Annotated in this window: 16 protein-coding genes; 12 read left to right on the top strand and 4 right to left on the bottom strand. The window is 58.2% G+C overall.

Features of this window, described 5'->3' with window-relative positions; genetic code table 11:
* The first annotated feature begins 22 nt into the window (after positions 1 to 22).
* Genes ACVWZG_RS03385 through ACVWZG_RS03375 form a run of 3 tightly spaced genes read left to right on the top strand, consistent with a single transcriptional unit; the run spans position 23 to position 1923 of the window.
* Entirely contained in the window at positions 23 to 703 is a 681-nt protein-coding gene (locus ACVWZG_RS03385) for an ATP-binding cassette domain-containing protein (protein WP_457415205.1), read from the top strand.
* Positions 597 to 1352 carry an ABC-F family ATP-binding cassette domain-containing protein gene (locus ACVWZG_RS03380; RefSeq protein ID WP_457415214.1) on the top strand — a complete coding sequence of 252 codons (756 nt, stop codon included), beginning with the start codon at positions 597 to 599 and terminating at the stop codon, positions 1350 to 1352. The genes ACVWZG_RS03385 and ACVWZG_RS03380 overlap by 107 nt, the downstream gene beginning before the upstream one ends.
* Complete coding sequence (locus ACVWZG_RS03375; RefSeq protein ID WP_457415203.1) at positions 1264 to 1923, top strand: ATP-binding cassette domain-containing protein; 660 nt, start codon at positions 1264 to 1266, stop codon at positions 1921 to 1923. Before ACVWZG_RS03380 ends, ACVWZG_RS03375 begins: the two co-directional genes overlap by 89 nt.
* Here the strand turns inward: ACVWZG_RS03375 and ACVWZG_RS03370 are convergent.
* Positions 1920 to 2870, bottom strand: a complete 951-nt coding sequence (locus tag ACVWZG_RS03370; RefSeq protein ID WP_083757623.1) for an arsenic resistance protein — start codon at positions 2868 to 2870, stop codon at positions 1920 to 1922. The two genes, ACVWZG_RS03375 and ACVWZG_RS03370, sit on opposite strands and share 4 nt — an antisense overlap.
* 197 nt (positions 2871 to 3067) lie before the next feature.
* On the opposite strand from ACVWZG_RS03370, the gene ACVWZG_RS03365 reads away from it, so the two are divergent.
* Positions 3068 to 5593: a DNA gyrase/topoisomerase IV subunit A gene (locus ACVWZG_RS03365; RefSeq protein WP_457405061.1), complete on the top strand. Its 2526-nt coding sequence runs from the start codon at positions 3068 to 3070 to the stop codon at positions 5591 to 5593.
* 22 nt (positions 5594 to 5615) lie between these two features.
* On the opposite strand, the gene ACVWZG_RS03360 is transcribed toward ACVWZG_RS03365, so the two are convergent.
* Positions 5616 to 6125: a hypothetical protein gene (locus ACVWZG_RS03360; RefSeq protein WP_414342192.1), complete on the bottom strand. Its 510-nt coding sequence runs from the start codon at positions 6123 to 6125 to the stop codon at positions 5616 to 5618.
* 304 nt (positions 6126 to 6429) lie between these two features.
* Here ACVWZG_RS03360 and ACVWZG_RS03355 point away from each other — a divergent pair, with 304 nt between their 5' ends.
* From ACVWZG_RS03355 to ACVWZG_RS03345, 3 genes are all read left to right on the top strand, one after another.
* Entirely contained in the window at positions 6430 to 7305 is an 876-nt protein-coding gene (locus ACVWZG_RS03355; protein ID WP_414332084.1) for an SDR family NAD(P)-dependent oxidoreductase, read from the top strand.
* A gap of 136 nt (positions 7306 to 7441) precedes the next feature.
* Entirely contained in the window at positions 7442 to 9364 is a 1923-nt protein-coding gene (gene ftsH / locus ACVWZG_RS03350; RefSeq protein WP_457405062.1) for an ATP-dependent zinc metalloprotease FtsH, read from the top strand.
* 107 nt (positions 9365 to 9471) lie between these two features.
* Complete coding sequence (locus tag ACVWZG_RS03345; RefSeq protein ID WP_457405064.1) at positions 9472 to 10293, top strand: class I SAM-dependent methyltransferase; 822 nt, start codon at positions 9472 to 9474, stop codon at positions 10291 to 10293.
* A gap of 131 nt (positions 10294 to 10424) precedes the next feature.
* Here ACVWZG_RS03345 and ACVWZG_RS03340 read toward each other — a convergent pair whose 3' ends face one another.
* Together ACVWZG_RS03340 and dnaA are read right to left on the bottom strand one after the other, a co-directional pair.
* On the bottom strand, positions 10425 to 11108 hold the full coding sequence (locus ACVWZG_RS03340) for a hypothetical protein (protein WP_457394202.1): 684 nt from the start codon (positions 11106 to 11108) through the stop codon (positions 10425 to 10427).
* A 166-nt stretch (positions 11109 to 11274) separates the two neighbouring features.
* Positions 11275 to 12678 (bottom strand): chromosomal replication initiator protein DnaA, encoded by a 1404-nt coding sequence (gene dnaA / locus ACVWZG_RS03335; protein ID WP_414382552.1) that lies wholly within the window; start codon positions 12676 to 12678, stop codon positions 11275 to 11277.
* A 226-nt stretch (positions 12679 to 12904) separates the two neighbouring features.
* On the opposite strand from dnaA, the gene rpmH reads away from it, so the two are divergent.
* From rpmH to ACVWZG_RS03310, 5 genes are all read left to right on the top strand, one after another.
* Positions 12905 to 13045: a 50S ribosomal protein L34 gene (rpmH, locus tag ACVWZG_RS03330; RefSeq protein WP_011434477.1), complete on the top strand. Its 141-nt coding sequence runs from the start codon at positions 12905 to 12907 to the stop codon at positions 13043 to 13045.
* 83 nt (positions 13046 to 13128) lie between these two features.
* Entirely contained in the window at positions 13129 to 13530 is a 402-nt protein-coding gene (rnpA, locus tag ACVWZG_RS03325; protein WP_457405067.1) for a ribonuclease P protein component, read from the top strand.
* An 83-nt stretch (positions 13531 to 13613) separates the two neighbouring features.
* The gene (gene smc / locus ACVWZG_RS03320; protein ID WP_457405068.1) at positions 13614 to 17198 is read left to right on the top strand and encodes a chromosome segregation protein SMC; all 3585 of its coding nucleotides are present in this window, start codon (positions 13614 to 13616) and stop codon (positions 17196 to 17198) included.
* A gap of 88 nt (positions 17199 to 17286) precedes the next feature.
* Entirely contained in the window at positions 17287 to 17868 is a 582-nt protein-coding gene (locus ACVWZG_RS03315; RefSeq protein WP_457405070.1) for a Uma2 family endonuclease, read from the top strand.
* Between the two features lie 181 nt (positions 17869 to 18049).
* Complete coding sequence (locus ACVWZG_RS03310) at positions 18050 to 18631, top strand: Uma2 family endonuclease (RefSeq protein WP_457405073.1); 582 nt, start codon at positions 18050 to 18052, stop codon at positions 18629 to 18631.
* Positions 18632 to 18744: the final 113 nt, after the last annotated feature.

Here is an 18744-nt window from a genome sequence, read left to right as displayed (position 1 = left end):
GATCCCAGCATCCTGATCCCCCATGGCCCTGTTCACCCTCAACTCCGTTCGCAAAGATTTTGGCATCAAGGAACTCCTGAGGAATGCCAGTTTCAGCCTAGAAGAAGGCGATAAAGTCGGCATCATCGGCACCAACGGTTCCGGAAAATCCACACTGCTCAAGATGATCGCTGGCCTAGAACCCATCGATGGGGGCGACCTCTGGGTCAGTTCTGGGGCGAGGATAATCTACCTACCCCAACAGCCAGAGATGGATCCCGAGCATACGGTGCTGGAGCAGGTGTTTGCGGCTGCCGGAGAAAAAATGCGCCTGATCCGAGCCTACGAGGAGCTTTCCCATCGCTTGGCCCATCAAGGTGGGGATCCCAGTCTGTTATCCCAGTTGGCCAGTATTAGCGAGCGTATCGAGGTGGAATCCGCTTGGGATCTGGAAACCCAGGCCAAAACCATTCTCAGCCGTTTGGGCATTGCAGACTTTCAGGCCCGCGTTGGCGATTTGTCGGGGGGATACCGTAAGCGGATTGCCATTGCGTCAGCCCTCTTGGCAGAGCCAGATGCTCTACTGATGGATGAGCCCACCAATGGATGCCGAATCGGTGGAATGGTTGCAAGATTATTTGAATCGTTTTGCTGGGGCAGTGCTGCTGATCACCCACGACCGCTATTTTTTGGATCGGGTTACCCAGCGCATTCTGGAAATTGATCGCGGCGATCTGTATGCCTACAGCGGCAACTACTCTTACTACCTGGAGAAAAAAGCGGCTGCTGAAGCGGTCGAAAAGGGATCCCAACGCAAGTATGCCAATCTCTTACGGCGGGAATTGGAATGGCTCAAACGAGGCGCCAAAGCCCGCAGCACCAAGCAAAAAGCCCGCAAACAGCGCATCGAAGACCTACAAAATCAAGAATTCAAGCAAGCTCTGGGACAAGTGGATATTGCGACCGCCGGGCGTCGCATCGGCAAAAAGGTGATCGAGCTAGAAGGGATCCACAAATCCTACGGCGACCAACTCCTCATTCAAGACTTTACCTATACCTTTGCCCCCGATGATCGGGTGGGCATTATTGGCCCCAATGGGGCGGGAAAATCGACTTTGATGAATATCATCATCGGCAAATTGGCTCCAGATGCGGGCCGAGTGGAGATTGGCCCCACCATCCACATTGGCTACTTCGACCAACACTCTGACGATCTCAGCCTCAACCCCGACCAACGGGTGATCGAGTACCTCAAAGAAGTGGCAGAGCCGGTGAAAACTGCCGATGGGGAGACGATCACCGCATCGCAAATGTTGGAGCGCTTTCTCTTTCCCCCCAATCAACAATATGCCCCACTCCACTTCCGGTGGTGAGCGCCGCCGCTTGTTTTTGTTGAGGGTGTTGATGCAAGCGCCGAATGTGTTGATTTTGGATGAGCCCACCAATGATCTGGATGTGCAAACCTTGGCAGTATTGGAAGACTATCTGGAAGAATTCAATGGTTGTGTGATCGTGGTGTCTCATGACCGCTATTTTTTGGATCGCACCGTGAATCGCATCTTCGCCTTTGAGGGATCCGGCCAAATCCGGCAATATCCTGGCAACTATTCTGTTTATCTGGAGCATAAGCAGCGCCAAGAGAGTGAGATCAAATCCGCCCGCCCTGAGTCTGTCCCTCTCATTCCCCAGCCTGAAAAAGAGCTTGATAGGATCCCACAAAGCAGAAAACTCTCCTTCAAAGAAAAACGGGAATATGAGCAGCTTGAAAGCCAAATTCCGCAGATGGAGGCAGAAAAAGCTGAAATTGAGCAGATCCTTTATCGCAACCCTCCCAGCGGCTACAGCGAAGTGCAAAAGTTAGCCCAGAAACTGGCAGACTTAACCGCCGCCATCGACTCCGGGACCGCCCGTTGGCTAGAATTGGCCGAGCGCCACCTCAACTAGCGTCGAGCCTGCTTCCAGCATCTCTTCTGTCGAATTTGCAACAGCATCTGGGCAACAATCGTCAAAACCGGCAGCTCGATCAGGGGGCCGATCACCAAAGCCAGAAGGATCAACGGACGCTGCGGAAAAGCAGAAGCAGCAATGGCCAAAGCAAGCGGAGAATTGCGAGCCAAGGTTGTACAGGTCAAACAGACCCACTCCTCATAAGCCAAACCCAGCCAGCGGCTGACCTGGTAAGCCAAGAGGAAGTTGACGGCGAAAAAAACCAGAATGGGAGGCAGAAGCTTGAAAAGTAGGGCTGGATTCTCAGCGAGAATGCTTCCTTCAGTGGCAAAAATAAAAACTATCGCTAGATTCAAAGCCACAATCTGCATGATGCTAATCCGGTCTTGATAGCTTTCAAGGGATCCCCTCTCTCCACGTTCCGTTTTGATTTGCCGAATGGAGTATTGTGTGAGTGCTGCTGCCAGCAAAGGCAAGAAAAGGATCCAAAACAAGCCTGACAATAAAATTTCAACATTTAATTCGACTAAATCTCCTGCCAAAAGCAAAAGATAAACTGGCAAAAGCAAAACTTGCAGAACCAAATTAACAGGCAACAGGGCCGTTGCTAAAACCACATTTCCACCCGCTATCCCTGTAAAAACCAAATACCAATCCGTACAAGGAGTTACCATCAACATGAGCAGGCCAACCCACAAATCTGGCAGATCCGATAAAAAAACAGCCCCCAATCCCCAGGCAAAAATCGGAGTCCACAGAAAGTTGATCGACAAACTGGCCAACGCCACTGCCAATACAGCTTTAGAAGCGCGATTAACCTGCTCAAGTTTCTGAAAAAAACCTTTCCCCCAGATGCGAGTGGAATGCCCAGGAAAGTGAGATAAAGCAGCAAAGCCAACAGAGGTTGTACCCAGCCTCTTAAGATTTGGACAGAGTTTGGCCATCCTGTGAGGGCCAGACCCACGCCGATCGATACCACAACGAGCAAAGGTTGAGCTCTTTCAGAGAAACGCATGGATACAACTCGATGGATAGTGAGCAGCATTTCCAGTCTCTCAGCCCCTGTCAGTGTGGGATCCCACCTCGCAAGAACCAGAGAAACGGCTACAGTAACCTGGAAAGCGTTCCGCTCCTTTGTGCCATGACTCAGCAACTGACTCTCGACGGACTGGGATTGGGATCGAATGGGGGATCCCGTCTGGGTCGGGTGATTGTAACCGATTTGCAGGGGGAGATGCAGCGCTCCTACCTGGAATACGCCATGAGCGTGATCGTGGGGCGGGCCTTGCCGGATGTGCGGGATGGCCTCAAGCCGGTACACCGCCGCATCCTCTACGCCATGCACGAGCTGGGCCTGACGCCGGATCGCCCCTACCGCAAATGCGCACGGGTGGTGGGGGATGTGCTGGGGAAATATCACCCCCACGGGGATCAGGCAGTTTATGACGCGCTGGTGCGCATGGCACAAGACTTTTCCAGCCGCTATCCCCTGGTGGCGGGACACGGCAACTTCGGCTCTGTGGATGATGACCCACCGGCGGCCATGCGCTACACGGAGTGCCGGCTGGCGGAGCTGAGCCACACAGCGCTTCTGGAGCAGGTGTCGGAAGAGATCGTCGATTTCATGCCCAATTTCGACGGATCCCAGGCGGAGCCCACCGTTCTTCCGGCCCGCTTGCCCATTTTGCTGCTCAACGGCTCTGCCGGCATTGCTGTGGGCATGGCCACCAATATCCCACCCCACAACCTGGGGGAAGTGGTGGATGGCCTGTTGGCTTTGATCGACCATCCCGACCTCAGCCCTGAGGAGCTGTTGCGGTGGATCCCAGGGCCGGATTTTCCCACCGGCGGCCAAATCCTAGACAGCCAAGGGATCCGCGCAGCCTACCTCACCGGGCGCGGTTCCATCACCCTGCGGGGGGTAGCCCGATTTGAGGAGATCCAGCCGGGCAAAGGACGCCACCGGCGGCCTGCTCTAGTCATCAGCGAGTTTCCCTATCAGGTGAACAAAGCCGCTTGGATCGAGAAAGTGGCAGAGCTGGCCAGCCAGGGCCGCCTCAGCGACATTGCCGATCTGCGCGATGAGTCGGATCGCAGCGGCATTCGCGTGGTGGTGGAGCTCAAGCGAGAAGCCAACCCGCAGGCGGTTTTGCAGCAGTTGTATAAGCTCACCCCTTTGCAAAGCAACTTTGGAGCCATCCTGCTGGCTTTGGTGAACGGGGAACCGCGGCAGCTCAGCCTCAAGGACATCCTGCAACACTTCTTGCAATTTCGCGAGGCCACCCTCAACCGGATGTTCCGTGCCGAGTTGCAGCAGGTGCAGCGCAAGGCGGAAGAGGTGGCAGGAATGTTGCTGGCGTTGGCGGATCTGGAGGGGGTGATCGAGCTGCTGCGGCAAGCGCCCGATGGCACCACGGCCAAAGCCCAATTGCAAACTCGCCTGGGCTGTACCCCCCAGCAGGCAGAGACGATTTTGGCCATGCCTCTGCGTCGCCTGACGGGATTGGAGCGGGAACGGCTGCACCAGGAACACGCCCAGTTGCAGACCCGCATCGAAGAACTGCAGGGGCTCCTCAGCGACCGCCGCAAGCTCTTGAACTACCTGAAAAAAGAGCTGCGACACCTGAAAAAGACCTTCGGGGATCCCCGGCGCACCCAGATCCTCTCGGCCTCGGAGCTGGAAGCGGAAGTGGCCCAAATCCCCAGCGGCGAAGAGACGGAAGAGACCCACTTCTTGCTGCAATTCACCCGCAAGGGCTATGTGCGCCGCCTGCCTCTGCCTGGCCGTCGCTCCCGCAGCAACCCCGCGCAGCGGGAAGTGGGGGAGGATCTACTGGTCGGCCTGGAATGCGCCACGCTGGAGCAGGAAATCTTGGTGCTCACCGCTGGCGGCAAGGCTTTTACCGTGCCCATCGCAGGGATCCCCCTCAGCACTGGGTCCTCACGGGGGGTACCCCTGCTCACCCTTCTTCCCAACCCTGAGCCGATCGTCGCCACCTTCACGTTGGCTCCGGATCCGGGCAAGGCAAGTTTGGTGGTGCTCAGCCGGCAGGGGCGGATCAAGCGGCTGGCCCTGGCAGAGTTGATGGGCCTTACCCAACGGGGATCCACCGTCCTAAAGCTAAAAGAGGGAGATGAGCTGGGCTGGGCAGCCCTTTGGGATCCCGGCCACCAAGGCTACAGCGTCGTCCTGGCTACTTCAGGGGGACGGGTGCTGCGGCTGGATGTCCAACAGATTCCCCTGATGGGTCGGGCGGCTATGGGATCGCCGGCCCTGCGCCTGGGGCGCACCGAACAGATTGCAGGTATGGCGCTGGTGCCCTCCCAAGGGATCCTGGTTCTGGCCAGCCGGTCGGGCTATCTGAAGCGCTTGTCTCTGGAGGAGATCCCCATCTTGGAGCGGGGTCAAGTGGGCGCGCCGGCCTTTCACTTCTCCGACCGAGGGGATGTGCTGGTGGGCTTGGTGGGTCTCCCCCCCGAGCTGGAGAGGCCTTCCCATCTGCAACTGGATGTGATCACAGAGTCTGAACAGGTGTACTCCTTCTCTCCTGCCGAGATCCCGCTGCAAAGCCGCTCCGGGGGCGGATCCCTCCTGGTCAAAGGGGAGCGGGTCAGGGAGTTGCGCCTGTTCTGGCCGCAGTGGCTGCCGGAAGGCGATGTGGGATAGCTCTTGGGGGAGCAGAAGATCCCTAGGACGAAGAGCCTTCCCCAGGCGAGGCCGAATCGGTCGGCGGGGAGCCGGGATCCGTCTCCGGCACTTCGGGATGGCGAACGGGCTTGGGTAGGGTGCCACCTGACCTGATAACCAAACAGCGCACGGTTTGGTGCAGCTCCTCCAGCAAAATGCTGATGGCAGAGCGGAAGTCTCGGTGGTCATCTCGCATTTGCTCCAGCATGGCGCGGATGACTTCCTGACAATCCTTCAGGATGTGCTGCTGCTGGGCAACAATCTGCACCAGTTCACTTTGTTCCTTGAGCAGCTCCCGCAGACAAGAGCGCAGCTCTTCCACATGGCTCTGCCAAAGGGCCTGTCCTTCCCGCAGCTCCATCACGCTGGTGCGCAAATCGGCGGTCGAGTCTCTTAGGGCTTCGCTGTGGCGGCGCTCGGCTTCCAGTTGCTTTTGCTGCTCCTGCTGCTGTTGGCGCAACTCAGAATTGGCCCGCAAGTTGGCTTCCGCTGCCCTGAGCAATTGAGCCAATCGAACCTCAGTAACAACCCAACGCTCTTCCGGGGAGAGAGATCGACCTCGGCCAACTCGCCTGCAGAAGTACTTCACAGTCGCTGCACCCTATACACAACTCTCTACTTTAAATCAAAGCACCATAGGACTTCAGCCCAAGCAGAGACCTGTCTATCGGGCTTTGTCCCGGCTGTTTTCTGGGTTTACCCAATGTAGCCATGATAGCGGATGCCGAATCCAGAAGTTCGGAAGGCGAGGCTGCCCCTCTCCAGGGATCCCGGTCGTTCTTCTAGGATGGTGGAGAGTTTGGATCAAAGAAACCATGCCTTCACTTGCAAATCAGGTGGTGCTGATTACCGGCGCCTCTGCTGGAATTGGGGAAGCAGTCGCTCTGGAGGCGGCCAAACGCGGGGCTCGCTTGGTGCTGGCGGCCCGCCGGGAAGGGCTGCTGCGAAACGTCAAAGACTTGGTGGAGAGTCGGGGAGCGGAGGCGCTGGTGGTGCCCACCGACATGGCCGATACGGCCCAGGTGGAGGCGCTGGCCCAAAAGGCTCTGGATCATTTTGGCCGGGTGGATATCCTGGTGAACAACGCCGGCTATGGCCAGATGGGGCCGGTGGAAGAGGTGGATGTGGCGGCCATGCGGCGCCAGTTTGAGGTGAATGTGTTTGGCCTGCATGCTCTCACCCGTGCCCTCTTGCCCCAAATGCGGGAACGGGGCAGTGGCCGCATCCTCAACCTCAGCTCGGTGGCCGGCCAGCTGTCCATGCCTTTCAGCGGCGTTTACAGCGCCACCAAGTTTGCTGTGGAGGCCCTCAGCGACGCCCTGCGGGTGGAAGTGGCCCCCTTCGGCATCAAGGTTATCTTGATCGAGCCGGGGCCGGTGGCCACCGAGTTTGGCCGCGTGGCGGAAGAAACCTTTGCCGCTGTTGTCAACCCCAACGGCCCCTACAAGGCGATCTTGGACAAGACCGCCGATCTGGCCAGCTCGTTCAGCAAAATGGCCTGGCCGGTGGAGAAGGTGGTGGAGCCGATCCTGAGGGCGATGACCGATCCTCACCCTTCCGACCGCTACACCGCTTTCACGGGGGGTAAGGTGGCGTTGGGGCTGATGCGGCTCATGCCCGCTGCTCTGGCTGACTCCATGTGGCGGCGCGTCTATGGGCTGGATGGTCTGGGATCCCCCGGCTCGGCCTAACTGCAGGCTTGTGGCGGGCATCGGATGGGGCAGGGATCCCTCAGGAGCTCATCCTTGCGGGGGTAGGGTTGTGCCTTCCAGGAGGGACAGGTTAAGTTTGTTAAAGGACTTTTAATAACCGAGCGTTCTCTTCCCTATGAACAAGCCTCTATCTCCCCAGCGCTGGCTGATCGCCCTCATGCTGGGCTTCTGTCTCTGGCAGGGATCCGGCCTGGTGCTGCAGCCTGCACCCGCCCATGCAGCTTTGGCCTCGGCCCTCACCTACGATCGCTTTTTGCGCTACGTCGAGGAGGGGCGGGTTACGGATGTGCGCCTCACGGACAACAATCTGGTAGCTGAAGTTACGGCTGTGGATCCCCAGACCCAGCATTCCACCCGCTACCGAGTGAACCTGCTGCCCAACACCGTACCGCAACTGGTGAACCGCCTCACCGAGCAGGGGATCGAAGTGGCAGTGGTACCCACCCGCAATGGCAGCGCCTTTTGGGCGCTTCTGGGCAACCTGGTGATCCCGCTGTTGCTGTTGGGAGGGTTGTTCTTTTTCCTGCGGCGTGCCGGTGCTGGAGCGGGCGGCCCTGGGCAGGCAATGAACTTCGGCAAATCGCGGGCCCGCTTTCAGATGGAAGCCAAAACCGGCGTTAAGTTCGACGATGTGGCCGGGATTGAAGAAGCCAAAGAAGAATTGCAAGAGGTGGTTACCTTCTTGAAGAAGCCGGAGCGCTTCACCGCTGTTGGGGCCAAGATCCCCAAAGGCGTGTTGTTGGTGGGGCCGCCGGGGACGGGCAAAACCCTTCTGGCCAAGGCCATTGCCGGCGAGGCAGGAGTGCCTTTCTTTAGCCTGTCCGGCTCTGAGTTTGTGGAAATGTTTGTCGGGGTGGGTGCCTCTCGCGTACGGGATCTCTTCAAGAAGGCCAAGGAGAATGCGCCCTGCATCGTCTTCATCGACGAGATTGACGCGGTGGGCCGGCAGCGGGGGGCCGGCATTGGCGGGGGCAACGACGAACGCGAGCAAACCCTGAACCAGTTGCTCACCGAGATGGACGGCTTTGAGGGCAACACCGGCATTATCGTGATTGCCGCCACCAACCGCCCTGATGTGTTGGATGCGGCTCTCTTGCGTCCGGGCCGCTTCGACCGCCAGATTACGGTGGATCGGCCTAGCTTTAAGGGGCGCTACGAGATCTTGCGGGTGCATGCCCGCAACAAGAAGCTGGCGGAAGAGGTCAGCCTAGAGGCGATTGCCCGCCGTACCCCTGGCTTTGCCGGTGCGGATCTGGCCAACCTGCTCAATGAAGCGGCCATTTTGGCGGCCCGCCGTCAGCGCATGGCCATCACCAACCAAGACATTGACGATGCCATTGACCGCATCACCATTGGCCTGACCAAGCCGCCGCTTCTGGACGGCAAGAGCAAGCGCCTGATCGCCTACCACGAGTGTGGCCATGCCCTGTTGATGACACTTTTGCCCCACGCGGATCCCTTGAACAAGGTGACCATCATCCCCCGTTCCGGCGGCGCAGGTGGCTTTGCCCAGCAACTGCCCAACGAGGAGCAGATCGACTCCGGCATGTACAGCCGCGCTTGGCTGCTGGATCGGGTGGTGGTGGGCTTTGGCGGTCGGGCGGCCGAAGAGATCGTCTTCGGCTACTCGGAAGTGACCACCGGAGCCAGCAACGACCTGCAGCAGAACACGAATCTGGTGCGGCAGATGGTGACCCGCTTTGGCATGTCTGAGCTGGGGCCCTTGATGCTGGATCCCCCCAACAACGAGGTATTCTTGGGCGGCGGCTGGATGAACCGCGTCGAGTACTCGGAGGATGTGGCCGCCAAGATCGACCGCCAGGTGCGGCAGATCCTGGAGAGCTGTTACCAGAAAGCCAAGCAGATTTTGCTGGAGCACCGCCCTCTGCTGGATCGATTGGCCGATACCTTGGTGGAACGGGAAACCCTGGATGGCGACGAATTCCGGGCGATTGTCTCGGAGTATGTGCCCATCCCGGAGAAGGTCGGCCTGCCCAGTCCACTTGCGGAAGCGGGACGGAGTCCAAAGCTGGTCTAGGGGATCCCATCTCCATTGCCAGATAGACAACTGGGGGGGTTGTTGGGGCTGGATCCCGGCAGCTGCCCCCTTTTCCTCGCGAGTTTTGGGTTGCGTTGGGCTGTCGCATGCTCTCTTCGCTCTCTGCTTTGCCGGTTCACCTTTATCGCTGCCTGAGCTGCGGTCGGGAAGGGTTGACCCAATCACCAGGGCGGGAACAGGGATCCGTGGCGGATCGGGTTTATTGTCCCAGTTGTGGCCAAATTTACCCCATCACCGCTTCTGGGGCTGTGGATTTTATCGGCAGCTCATCGGACCTGCATCTCACGCCGGCCCAAGCCATTGCCCATCTGCCTGGGTTTGCCTGGGGCTACGATCGCCTCTGGCGGCCCTGGGCTCTGTCGCTACTGACGGGGGAGAGCTTTGGCAGCGAGCGGGAGGGTCAACTGCTGGCCGAGCTGGTGGGGGAGGAAGATCCCATCTTGGATTTGGGCACTGCCGGGGGGTACTGGAGCCGCTTGCTCCTGGCCAAGGATCCGCAGCGGACGGTGATCGGCCTGGACAATGCAGCAGGGGTATTGGCGGAAGCCGCTCAACAGGCACAGCCCCACTGGCAGCACTACAGCCTGATGCGGGCCCGAGCCGAACAGCTTCCCCTCGCCTCTGGAACTTTTGGGGCGGTGATCAGCGGGGCCACCTTGAACGAATTGCCTTTGGATCCCTGTTTGCGGGAAATTGCCCGCGTCTTGAAACCGGGAGGGGCCTTTGTCTCGATGCACAGCCAGCAGGTACAGGGATGGGGGCAGATGGTGCAGCAATGGCTGGAAGCCACCGGCCTTCATTTTTTCTCGGAAACCCAGTTGCGCGAGCACCTTCAACAGGTGGGGCTGCAGTTGGAGCGTTATCTCAGCTTGGGTTGGGTGGCCTTTGTGCGGGCAGTGCGCCTCTGATCTGGGCCGGGTTAAGTTGTGCAGTGGCCATCGAGTCGATGTCGGAGCCATTACCCCAATCCAAGTCATGCCGATCCCCAGCCCTCCTCTTCCACCGGGAGAGGGCCTGGGAGTGAGGGCGAGAGCGGAGGCTAGGGGATCCACTCCAGCCCAACGCCAAAGCTAAACTCCCGATCCAGGGTCGAGTTGCGCAGGCTATAGCGAGCAGAAAGACGAAAGGAAGGGCTAATGGCGTAGGCAGCAGTGATCTCCGCCAGGGTGGCCTGTCCTTCTTCCGGCTCCTGGGGGGCAACCCAACTGTAGCTGCCGGTCAAATCTACACCTCCCGGAGCCAAGGCCAAAACGGCAAAAGCCCCATAGCTAACTCCGCTGAGGCTGCGGTTCTTTTGTTCCAAAGCCCGATACCCCAGTTGTGGCGCCAGATTAAAACGGGATCCCATGGGGGCCAGAAAGTAACGCATTTCCGACCCGTACTGGCGCACTTCGGGATGTTCGGAAGATTGGCGATAGTCACCGCTGAGGGTGAGGCGATCTCCCAGACGCAAGTCTTGTAGGCTGATTCGCCAGTGCGAAGAGGACTCAAAGCCGGCCTGCAAGCGGGTGGGCAAGACGGGCGTGTTGCGGATTTCTTCCAGGAGATTGGGCGGGTTTTGCAGCCAGCGGCGCAACACGGGGCTGTCTTCTAAAATTCGGTCATCCAAGCCCAAATCCAAAGCGGCTGAGAGGGTGGCCGGCACCGGATCTGGAATAGGGGCTTGCTGGGAATTGGCCCAAACTGGCCGCTCAGGCACCAGTCCAGCCCAGAGGAGCAGCATACCCAGGCGAAGCCCTTTGCCAGACTGTCTCACCACCTGCAACCACATTCATTGCGTCCCTACTGTAGCCGCTTTCCGAGGGATTCTCCACGCAGACGGGCAAGGCTGGAGGTGCTCCACAGCGCGGCAACAACACCTCAAAGACGGCCCAGCGACAACAGAAAGCCTAGCTGCTCCGGCTGTTGGCAACCACCCGCAAGCGCTCGACCAATTTTTGCAGTTGCCGTTCAAACTGCAGACTTTGCCGCTGTAGCTGACTGACCTTTTCACAGCTATAGAGAACGGTGGTGTGATCTTTTCCCCCAAAGTAATCGCCAATTTTGGGCAAGCTGAGGTTGGTGTAGTGGCGCATCAAAAACATGGCAATTTGCCGTGCTTGGCTGATGTCACGCTTGCGGGAGGATCCCAGTAAACTGTCTCGGTCGATGCCGAATTCTTCACAGACCACATCGGTAATCATGTCGGCGGTGATCTCTTTCGGCTCGCTGGGGGGATTGAGGATGGGCTGAATCGTCTCCACGCTCATCGGCAAGCCAGAAATGGAAACATAGGCGACGGCGCGGATCAGGGCACCTTCCAGCTCGCGGATGTTGCTGGTGTAGGTGGTGGCAATGTACTCGATCACGTCGGCGGGCAGGTTCATCCCCTCGTACTCGGCTTTCTTCTTGAGAATGGCCATGCGGGTTTCGATATCCGGCGATTGAATTTCGGCAATCAGGCCCATCGAAAACCGAGAACAGAGACGTTCCTGCAGACGAGGGATCAAATGGGGGGAACGGTCGGCGGCCAGTACGATCTGTTTGCCGGACTCGTGCAGCGTATTAAAGGTGTGAAAAAACTCCTCTTGGGTGTACTCTTTGCCTTCGATAAATTGAACGTCATCCACCAATAAAATATCCACATCCCGATAGTGCTCCCGGAAAGACTGCATGCTGTCTCGCCGGATGGCATCGATTAAATCGTTGGTAAACCGTTCGGTGGACACGTAGAAGACCTTGGCGCGTGAATTGGCCTCCAGTTGGTAGTGGCCAATGGCCTGCATCAGGTGGGTTTTGCCCAGACCCACCCCACCGCAGAGAAACAGGGGGTTGTAGGCGCGCCCAGGCTTGTCGGCCACAGCCAGAGCTGCAGCGTGAGCCATGCGGTTGTTGGGGCCAACCACAAACCGCGAGAAGGAATACTTGGGGTTGAGATCCGGCGCCCGCATGGGCAGGCTGCCGCCGACTTCCAGTCCTAAGGTGGTGGAGGCAGGTAAGCTGCCGGCTCTGCCCGATGTTGGGGAAATCGCCCTTGAAGGGGGTTCTGCCTCGACAGAAGCGTGGGGGGAAACGGAAAACTCCACCTGCAAAGGGATCCCGGCTACCCGCTGCACCACCTCGGTGATGGTGGAAGCGTAGTGCTTTTGCAGCCAGCCCCGTGCCCATTCGCTGGGGGTACAGATGGTGAGGCGGTTGTCCACCAACGATTCAGCCCGCGCCGTTTTGATCCAAGCCTCAAAGGTTGGGCGGCTGAGCTGCACCTGCAGATGACACAGGGCTTCATCCCAGAGCTGATCCAGGGAAATATCCACACCACACACTCAGAGCGACACAGCAGAAGCCCAGAGGAAACAGCGGCGGCTTCCTCGACAGGGGCTTTAGGATCCCCAATTTAACTGCTCGGCGCGGGGTGGCCAATCTAGCAATTTTCCATTGAGTCTGCTAAGATTAACCACCTGTGATCAGTTGCCAGCAGGCTGAATGGCAGTCTGGTCAGCTCTGGCAAATGATCTTGGCTTCATTGGTTGGCTTCTCACCATGACTCAGCGTACCCTTCGTGGCACCAATCGCAGACGCATTCGGGTTTCTGGGTTTCGGGCCAGAATGCGAACTGCAACCGGGCGGCAGGTCTTGCGGCGACGGCGGGCCAAGGGGCGTTATCGCCTGGCGGTTTCCTAAGCCCTTTGGTTGGATATTGGATCCTAATCTGGGATTTTTGGAGCGTTGCAGCCCAAAACAGGCTGACTTCGGGGCCCAAATAAATGTTGCCTGCTCCTCATCGATTGCGGGATCGACGAGCTTTTCAGGCGCTCTACCAGGGAGGCCAACGTCGTTCCGGTGCAGGCTTAACCCTGCTGTTTCAGCCGATGCCCGCAGGGTGCGAAGGGATCCCCAGCCAGGTGGGACTGGTGATCGGCAGAAAGGTGAGCAAATCTGCCGTAAAGCGGAATCGGCTGCGCCGCCAGTTGCGAGAAATCTTGCGCCCCCTGTGCCCAAACCTGAAACCCGGCTACCGGCTGCTGTTCATCTCCAAGGCAAACCTGCTGACCTACCGATGGCCGGAGCTGAGGGCAGAGGTGCATCGTCTTTTACAAAAGGCCGATCTGCTCGTCGGCACAGATGTAGACTCAACAGGTGCAGACTCAGATGCCAAGCTGTCCTAAGAAACTTGAGCTGCACAGGTTTTTGCTACCCATGCTAGCCTGTTGCCATCATCTGCCGGTGGTCACGCTAGATATGGGGTGTGATGTACGTCAAGCGGATTGAGCTGACCCGATTTAAGTCCTTTGGTAGCACAACCTCGATACCCCTGTTGCCGGGGTTCACGGTTATTTCTGGCCCCAATGGCTCCGGTAAGTCTAACATCCTGGATGGGATCCTGTTCGCGCTGGGTTTATCGTCCTCGCGGGGGATGCGGGCAGAGAGGCTTTTGGATCTGGTGCATTCCGGCAGCCTCAACGGCAATCGGCAGGTGGAAACCCATGTTTCTGTCACCTTTGAGCTGGGGCCGGGAGAAGATGGTCAGCCCAGGGAATGGAAAGTCAGTCGCCGGCTGCGGGTCAAGCCCGGAAAGGCTGAGGATCCCACTCGCGATAGCGGGACGGATTCTCTCCCCTACACCAGCACTTTCTACATCAACGATGTGCCCTGTACCCTGAGCGAGCTGCACGAACAACTGGAGGCGATGCACATCTACCCCAACGGCTACAACGTCGTTTTACAGGGGGATGTCACCAGCATCATTTCCATGCACCCCAAGGAACGGCGGCAGATCATCGACGAATTGGCGGGGGTGGCCACCTTCGACCGCAAGATCGCCCAGGCCAACAGCAAGCTGGAGGCGGTACGGGAACAAATTGAGCGCTTTCGGCTCATCGAACAAGAATGGCAAGCTCAAGGAGAGCGGCTGCTCAGAGAGAGCGAAAAGGCCCAACACCATCAGCAACTGCGGCTGCAGTTGCAAACGCTGGAGCAGCAGCAACAGGTGTTGCTTTGGCGGCATTTGCAAGTCCAAGTGGAAGAAACCCAGGCGGCCATTCAGCGGTTTCTGGAAACTCAGGAGCAGGCCACTGCTCAGGTGCAGACCTTGAACGATCATTTGCAACAGGCCGAAGCCGCCCTGGCCGAGTTGCAAAGCCGCATCCATGCTCTTGGAGAGGAGGAATACCTGCACCTGCAAGCCCAAATCGCCGCCGCCGAAGCACAGCGGCAACAGGTCAGCCGACAGATCGCAGCCTGGCAGGAGGAGATCCAGCAAGCGCAGCGCCTACATCAGGAGTGCCAAGCCCAACAGCAGCATCTGCAGGCGGAGCTGGAACACCTGCACAGCCAACAAGAGCAACTGGCCCAAGCCCAGGGATCCCTGCAGGCCCAGGTTCAGAAAGCCCAAATTAGCTTGGAACAGAGCCGCGAACAGCTGCGCGCCCTAGCCCAATCCGCTGATGCCTGGGTGAAACAGCAGCGCTACCTCACCCGCCACATTGAGGAACTCCGCGCTGAACAGGAGCCTCTCCAACAGGAGCAAATTCGCCTGCAAGAGCGACAACGGCAACTGGAACGACAAAGCCAAGAGATCCAAGCGGAGATTGCCCAGATCGAGGCGTGGCTGGGATCCCACCTGGCCCTCACCGCCGAGCTGGAACACACTTGCCGACAGTCGGAAGCTCAGGTTCAAACTTTGGCCCAAGAGCTGGCGCAACTGCAGGCCGGCCTGGAGCTGGATCGCGCCACCCACGAGCGCCTGGCCGCCGAGCTGCACGCCAAGCAGCGGCAACTGGACAAATGGGAAACCCGCCGCCAAGTGTTGCAAGAGTCCCAGGGATCCCGAGCGACCCAAGCCATCCTGAGTGCCCGTCTGCCGGGGGTTTTGGGGTTGGTGGCCCAGTTGGGGCAGGTGGATCCCCAGTATCAACTGGCCCTGGAGGTTGCAGCAGGCAACCGGCTGCACTTTGTGGTGGTGGAGGATGACACCGTGGCCGTGAGCGCTGTCAACTTTTTGAAACGGGAAAAAGCCGGACGCGCCACCTTTTTGCCCTTGAATAAGCTCCAGCCCACCCGCCCCCCCAGCCCCCTGAAATTGGACGGCCTGATCGACTACGCCATTCGTTTGGTGCGCTTTGAAGAGCGCTACCGGGATGTTTTCGGCTTTGTGTTCGGCTCCACCCTGGTTTTCCAAAGCCTAGAGCTGGCCCAGCCCCACATCGGCAAGCACCGCATGGTTACTCTGGAAGGGGAGCTGTTGGAAACTTCGGGCGCCATGACCGGCGGCAGCGCCCCCCAGCGAGCTGGGATCCATTTTTCTGTCGGCGGACACAAGGGCTCCGTCTCGCTATCGCCATCGGAAGAAGAAGCCTTGCGCTCCCGCTTGGCCGAGCTGGAGGAACTGCTGGCCGCCCTCACCCTGCGCCTACAAGCAGCCCAAGCCCGCGAAAAACAACTGGCCCAAGCCCTGCTCCTGGCTCGCCAAGACGCCCTGCAAGCCCAGCAATATCTGGAGCGGCACCAAGCCGACTGCCAAAAGCAACAGGCCCGCCTGCAACACCTGCAGGGATCCCTGGCACAACTGCAAGCCGAAAGCCAACAAGCCCAACAGCGGCTCGACCAGATTCAACTGCGTTGGGATCCCTTGCAACAGCGCCTAGCCGATCTCGCCCTCAAGCTCAGCCAACTGGAGGGATCCCCGGTAAACCAGCATTGGCAGCAACTGCAGCAGGCGGTGCAGCAGCAAGAAAGTCGCTTGGCAGAGCTGCAGCAGCAACTGACCCAACTGGAGCGGCAACAGCAGGAGAACTCCGGCCAACAACACCTGAAACAGGCCCAAATCCAGCACCACCAGGAGCGCCTGCAGGAGAGCAAACAGCGCCAAGCCTATCTGCAGGAGCAAATCGTCCAAGCCCAAGCCACCCTTGGCCAAATCCAGCAACACCTTGCCGAGCAACGGCAACAGATGAGCCAGATCGAGGCCCGACTTTCCCACCTGCGCCAAGAGCGGGATCGGCAAGAATTCCAATTGCGGGCCCAACAACAGCAAATTCAACGCCTGGAGTGGGAACGCTACAACGCCCTCACCCAACAACAGGAAAAAGAGGCTCTGCTGGCCCAACTGCAAACCCAACTGCAAGCGGTGGTTCAAGAGCTGCCGGATCCGCTGCCCGACTTGCCCGCCACCCTGACCTTAGACGAGCTGCAGCGGCAAAAACGCAAAATCGAAGAGCAATTGCGATCCCTGGAGCCGGTAAACATGCTGGCCATTGCCGAATACGAACAGACCCAAGCTCGCCTGCGGGATCTCAGCGCCAAACTGGAAACCCTGCACCAAGAGCGCACCGAGTTGTTGCTGCGCATCGAGAACTTTTCCACCCTGCGTCGGCAAGCCTTCTTGGATGCCTTTCATGCCGTCAACAGCCATTTTCAGACCATCTTTGCCCAACTTTCCGATGGGGATGGCCATTTGGAATTGGAAAACCCAGAGGATCCCTTTGCGGGCGGTCTAACCTTGGTGGCCCACCCCAAAGGCAAGCCGGTGCGCCGTCTCAGCGCCATGTCGGGAGGAGAAAAATCCTTGACAGCCCTCAGCTTTATTTTTGCTCTGCAGCGATTCCGCCCTTCCAGCTTTTACGCCTTTGATGAAGTAGATATGTTTTTGGACGGGGCCAATGTGGAAAAATTGGCCAATATGATCTGGCAGCAATCTCGTCAGGCGCAGTTTTTGGTGGTCAGTTTACGCCGCCCCATGATCGAAAAAGCTGAGCACACCATTGGTGTAACCCAGGCCCGCGGTGCATACACTCAGGTGATCGGCCTGACCAAACCCGCCCCTCACCCCAGTTAAGATGTGGCTTGGTTAAGAGCAGAGGGCAAATCCTGAGGTCCCATTAGACTCATTCTAAGAATGGTTTAGGAGTGTCCAAACGCCTGCCATGGTTGCTCTGACTCTGAATCTATCCCCCCTGACAACCCTGAGCCGAGCAGATTTTATTCGGCTTTGTGCCGCCAATCCTGACCTGAAGCTGGAGCGTACCGCTCAAGGAGAATTGGTTATCATGTCTCCAACCGGCGGGGAAGCCGGCCACTGGAATGCCGAAATCACCACAGACTTAACCCTTTGGAATCGGCAATCGGGCCGAGGGAAAAGCTTTGATTCTTCCACCGGATTTTCCTTGCCTTCAGGCAGCGACCGCTCCCCGGATTTGGCCTGGATCCCGATTGAAAAGTGGGAAGCTTTGGATCCGGAAACCCGCCAAGGGTTTTTGCCCTTGTGCCCCGATTTTGTGGTGGAGATCCTCTCGCCCACCGATTCTTGGATCCAAACTCAGGCCAAGATGCAAGAATACATGGACAACGGCTGCCGGCTGGGGTGGCTGCTGGATCCCAAGGCCAAGCGGGTGATGATCTACCGACAAGGGCAAGCGCCGGAATTGGTCGAAGATCCGGAAACCCTATCAGGAGAGGACGTGCTGCCGGGCTTCACCTTGCCCATTCGCAAGATCTGGTCGGCTTGATATGAGTAGCTTTCACGGATTTACGATCCCTGATACAGCTTTTTTCCACACCCTTAACCCAGCCAACTCTGATGGATCTCTTGCATGACAGGGATCGGAATTGCAGAACTCTCCCAACGTTGGAAGAAGCCGCAGTAAAAATGTTGAGCGATAGGCTAAAAACAGGCGGAGTCACACTACCATGGCTGCTCTGACTCTGAATCTATCTCCCCTGATAACCCTCAGCCGAGCAGATTTTATCCGGCTTTGTGCCGCCAATCCTGAGCTGAAGCTGGAGCGTACTGCCCAAGGAGAATTGGTCATCATGTCTCCAATCGGTGGGGAAACGGGCAATCTTAACTTTGAAATTGCCGGGGAAGTTTATGTTTGGAATCGGCAATCGGGCCGAGGGAAAAGCTTTGATTCTTCCACCGGATTTTCCTTGCCTTCAGGCAGCGACCGCTCCCCTGATTTGGCCTGGATCCCGATTGAAAAGTGGGAAGCTTTGGATCCCTCAGTCCGTCAAGGATTTTTGCCCCTGTGCCCCGATTTTGTGGTGGAGATCCTCTCGCCCACCGACTCTTGGATTCAAACTCAGGCCAAGATGCAAGAATACATGGACAACGGCTGCCGGCTGGGGTGGCTGCTGGATCCCAAGGCCAAGCGGGTGATGATCTACCGACAAGGGCAAGCGCCGGAATTGGTCGAAGATCCGGAAACCTTATCGGGAGAGGACGTGCTGCCGGGCTTCACCTTGCCCATCCGCAAGATCTGGTCCACCTGACATTCTACGGTCGTTTTATAGTCATTTTAGACAGGAATGAAACATTTGTGTATTGGTTTCTAACTCCCCTCTCCCAAAGGAAGAGGGGCTGGGAGTGGTCGCAGAAGCTGCAC

The sequence above is a fragment of the Thermostichus sp. OS-CIW-33 genome (assembly GCF_054059615.1).
This window is presented reverse-complemented; position numbering and strand designations above follow the sequence as displayed.

Excerpts from the sequence above, each read along its gene's own strand:
- ACVWZG_RS03345 (WP_457405064.1), top strand. The coding sequence starts at position 9,472 with ATGCTCTCTTCGCTCTCTGCTTTGCCGGTTCACCTTTATCGCTGCCTG.
- ACVWZG_RS03355 (WP_414332084.1), top strand. The coding sequence starts at position 6,430 with ATGCCTTCACTTGCAAATCAGGTGGTGCTGATTACCGGCGCCTCTGCT.
- ACVWZG_RS03310 (WP_457405073.1), top strand. The coding sequence starts at position 18,050 with ATGGCTGCTCTGACTCTGAATCTATCTCCCCTGATAACCCTCAGCCGA.
- ACVWZG_RS03375 (WP_457415203.1), top strand. The coding sequence starts at position 1,264 with ATGGGGAGACGATCACCGCATCGCAAATGTTGGAGCGCTTTCTCTTTC.
- rnpA (WP_457405067.1), top strand. The coding sequence starts at position 13,129 with ATGTTGCCTGCTCCTCATCGATTGCGGGATCGACGAGCTTTTCAGGCG.
- ACVWZG_RS03370 (WP_083757623.1), bottom strand. The coding sequence starts at position 2,870 with ATGGCCAAACTCTGTCCAAATCTTAAGAGGCTGGGTACAACCTCTGTT.
- ACVWZG_RS03365 (WP_457405061.1), top strand. The coding sequence starts at position 3,068 with ATGACTCAGCAACTGACTCTCGACGGACTGGGATTGGGATCGAATGGG.
- ftsH (WP_457405062.1), top strand. The coding sequence starts at position 7,442 with ATGAACAAGCCTCTATCTCCCCAGCGCTGGCTGATCGCCCTCATGCTG.
- smc (WP_457405068.1), top strand. The coding sequence starts at position 13,614 with ATGTACGTCAAGCGGATTGAGCTGACCCGATTTAAGTCCTTTGGTAGC.
- rpmH (WP_011434477.1), top strand. The coding sequence starts at position 12,905 with ATGACTCAGCGTACCCTTCGTGGCACCAATCGCAGACGCATTCGGGTT.
- ACVWZG_RS03315 (WP_457405070.1), top strand. The coding sequence starts at position 17,287 with ATGGTTGCTCTGACTCTGAATCTATCCCCCCTGACAACCCTGAGCCGA.
- ACVWZG_RS03385 (WP_457415205.1), top strand. The coding sequence starts at position 23 with ATGGCCCTGTTCACCCTCAACTCCGTTCGCAAAGATTTTGGCATCAAG.
- ACVWZG_RS03340 (WP_457394202.1), bottom strand. The coding sequence starts at position 11,108 with ATGCTGCTCCTCTGGGCTGGACTGGTGCCTGAGCGGCCAGTTTGGGCC.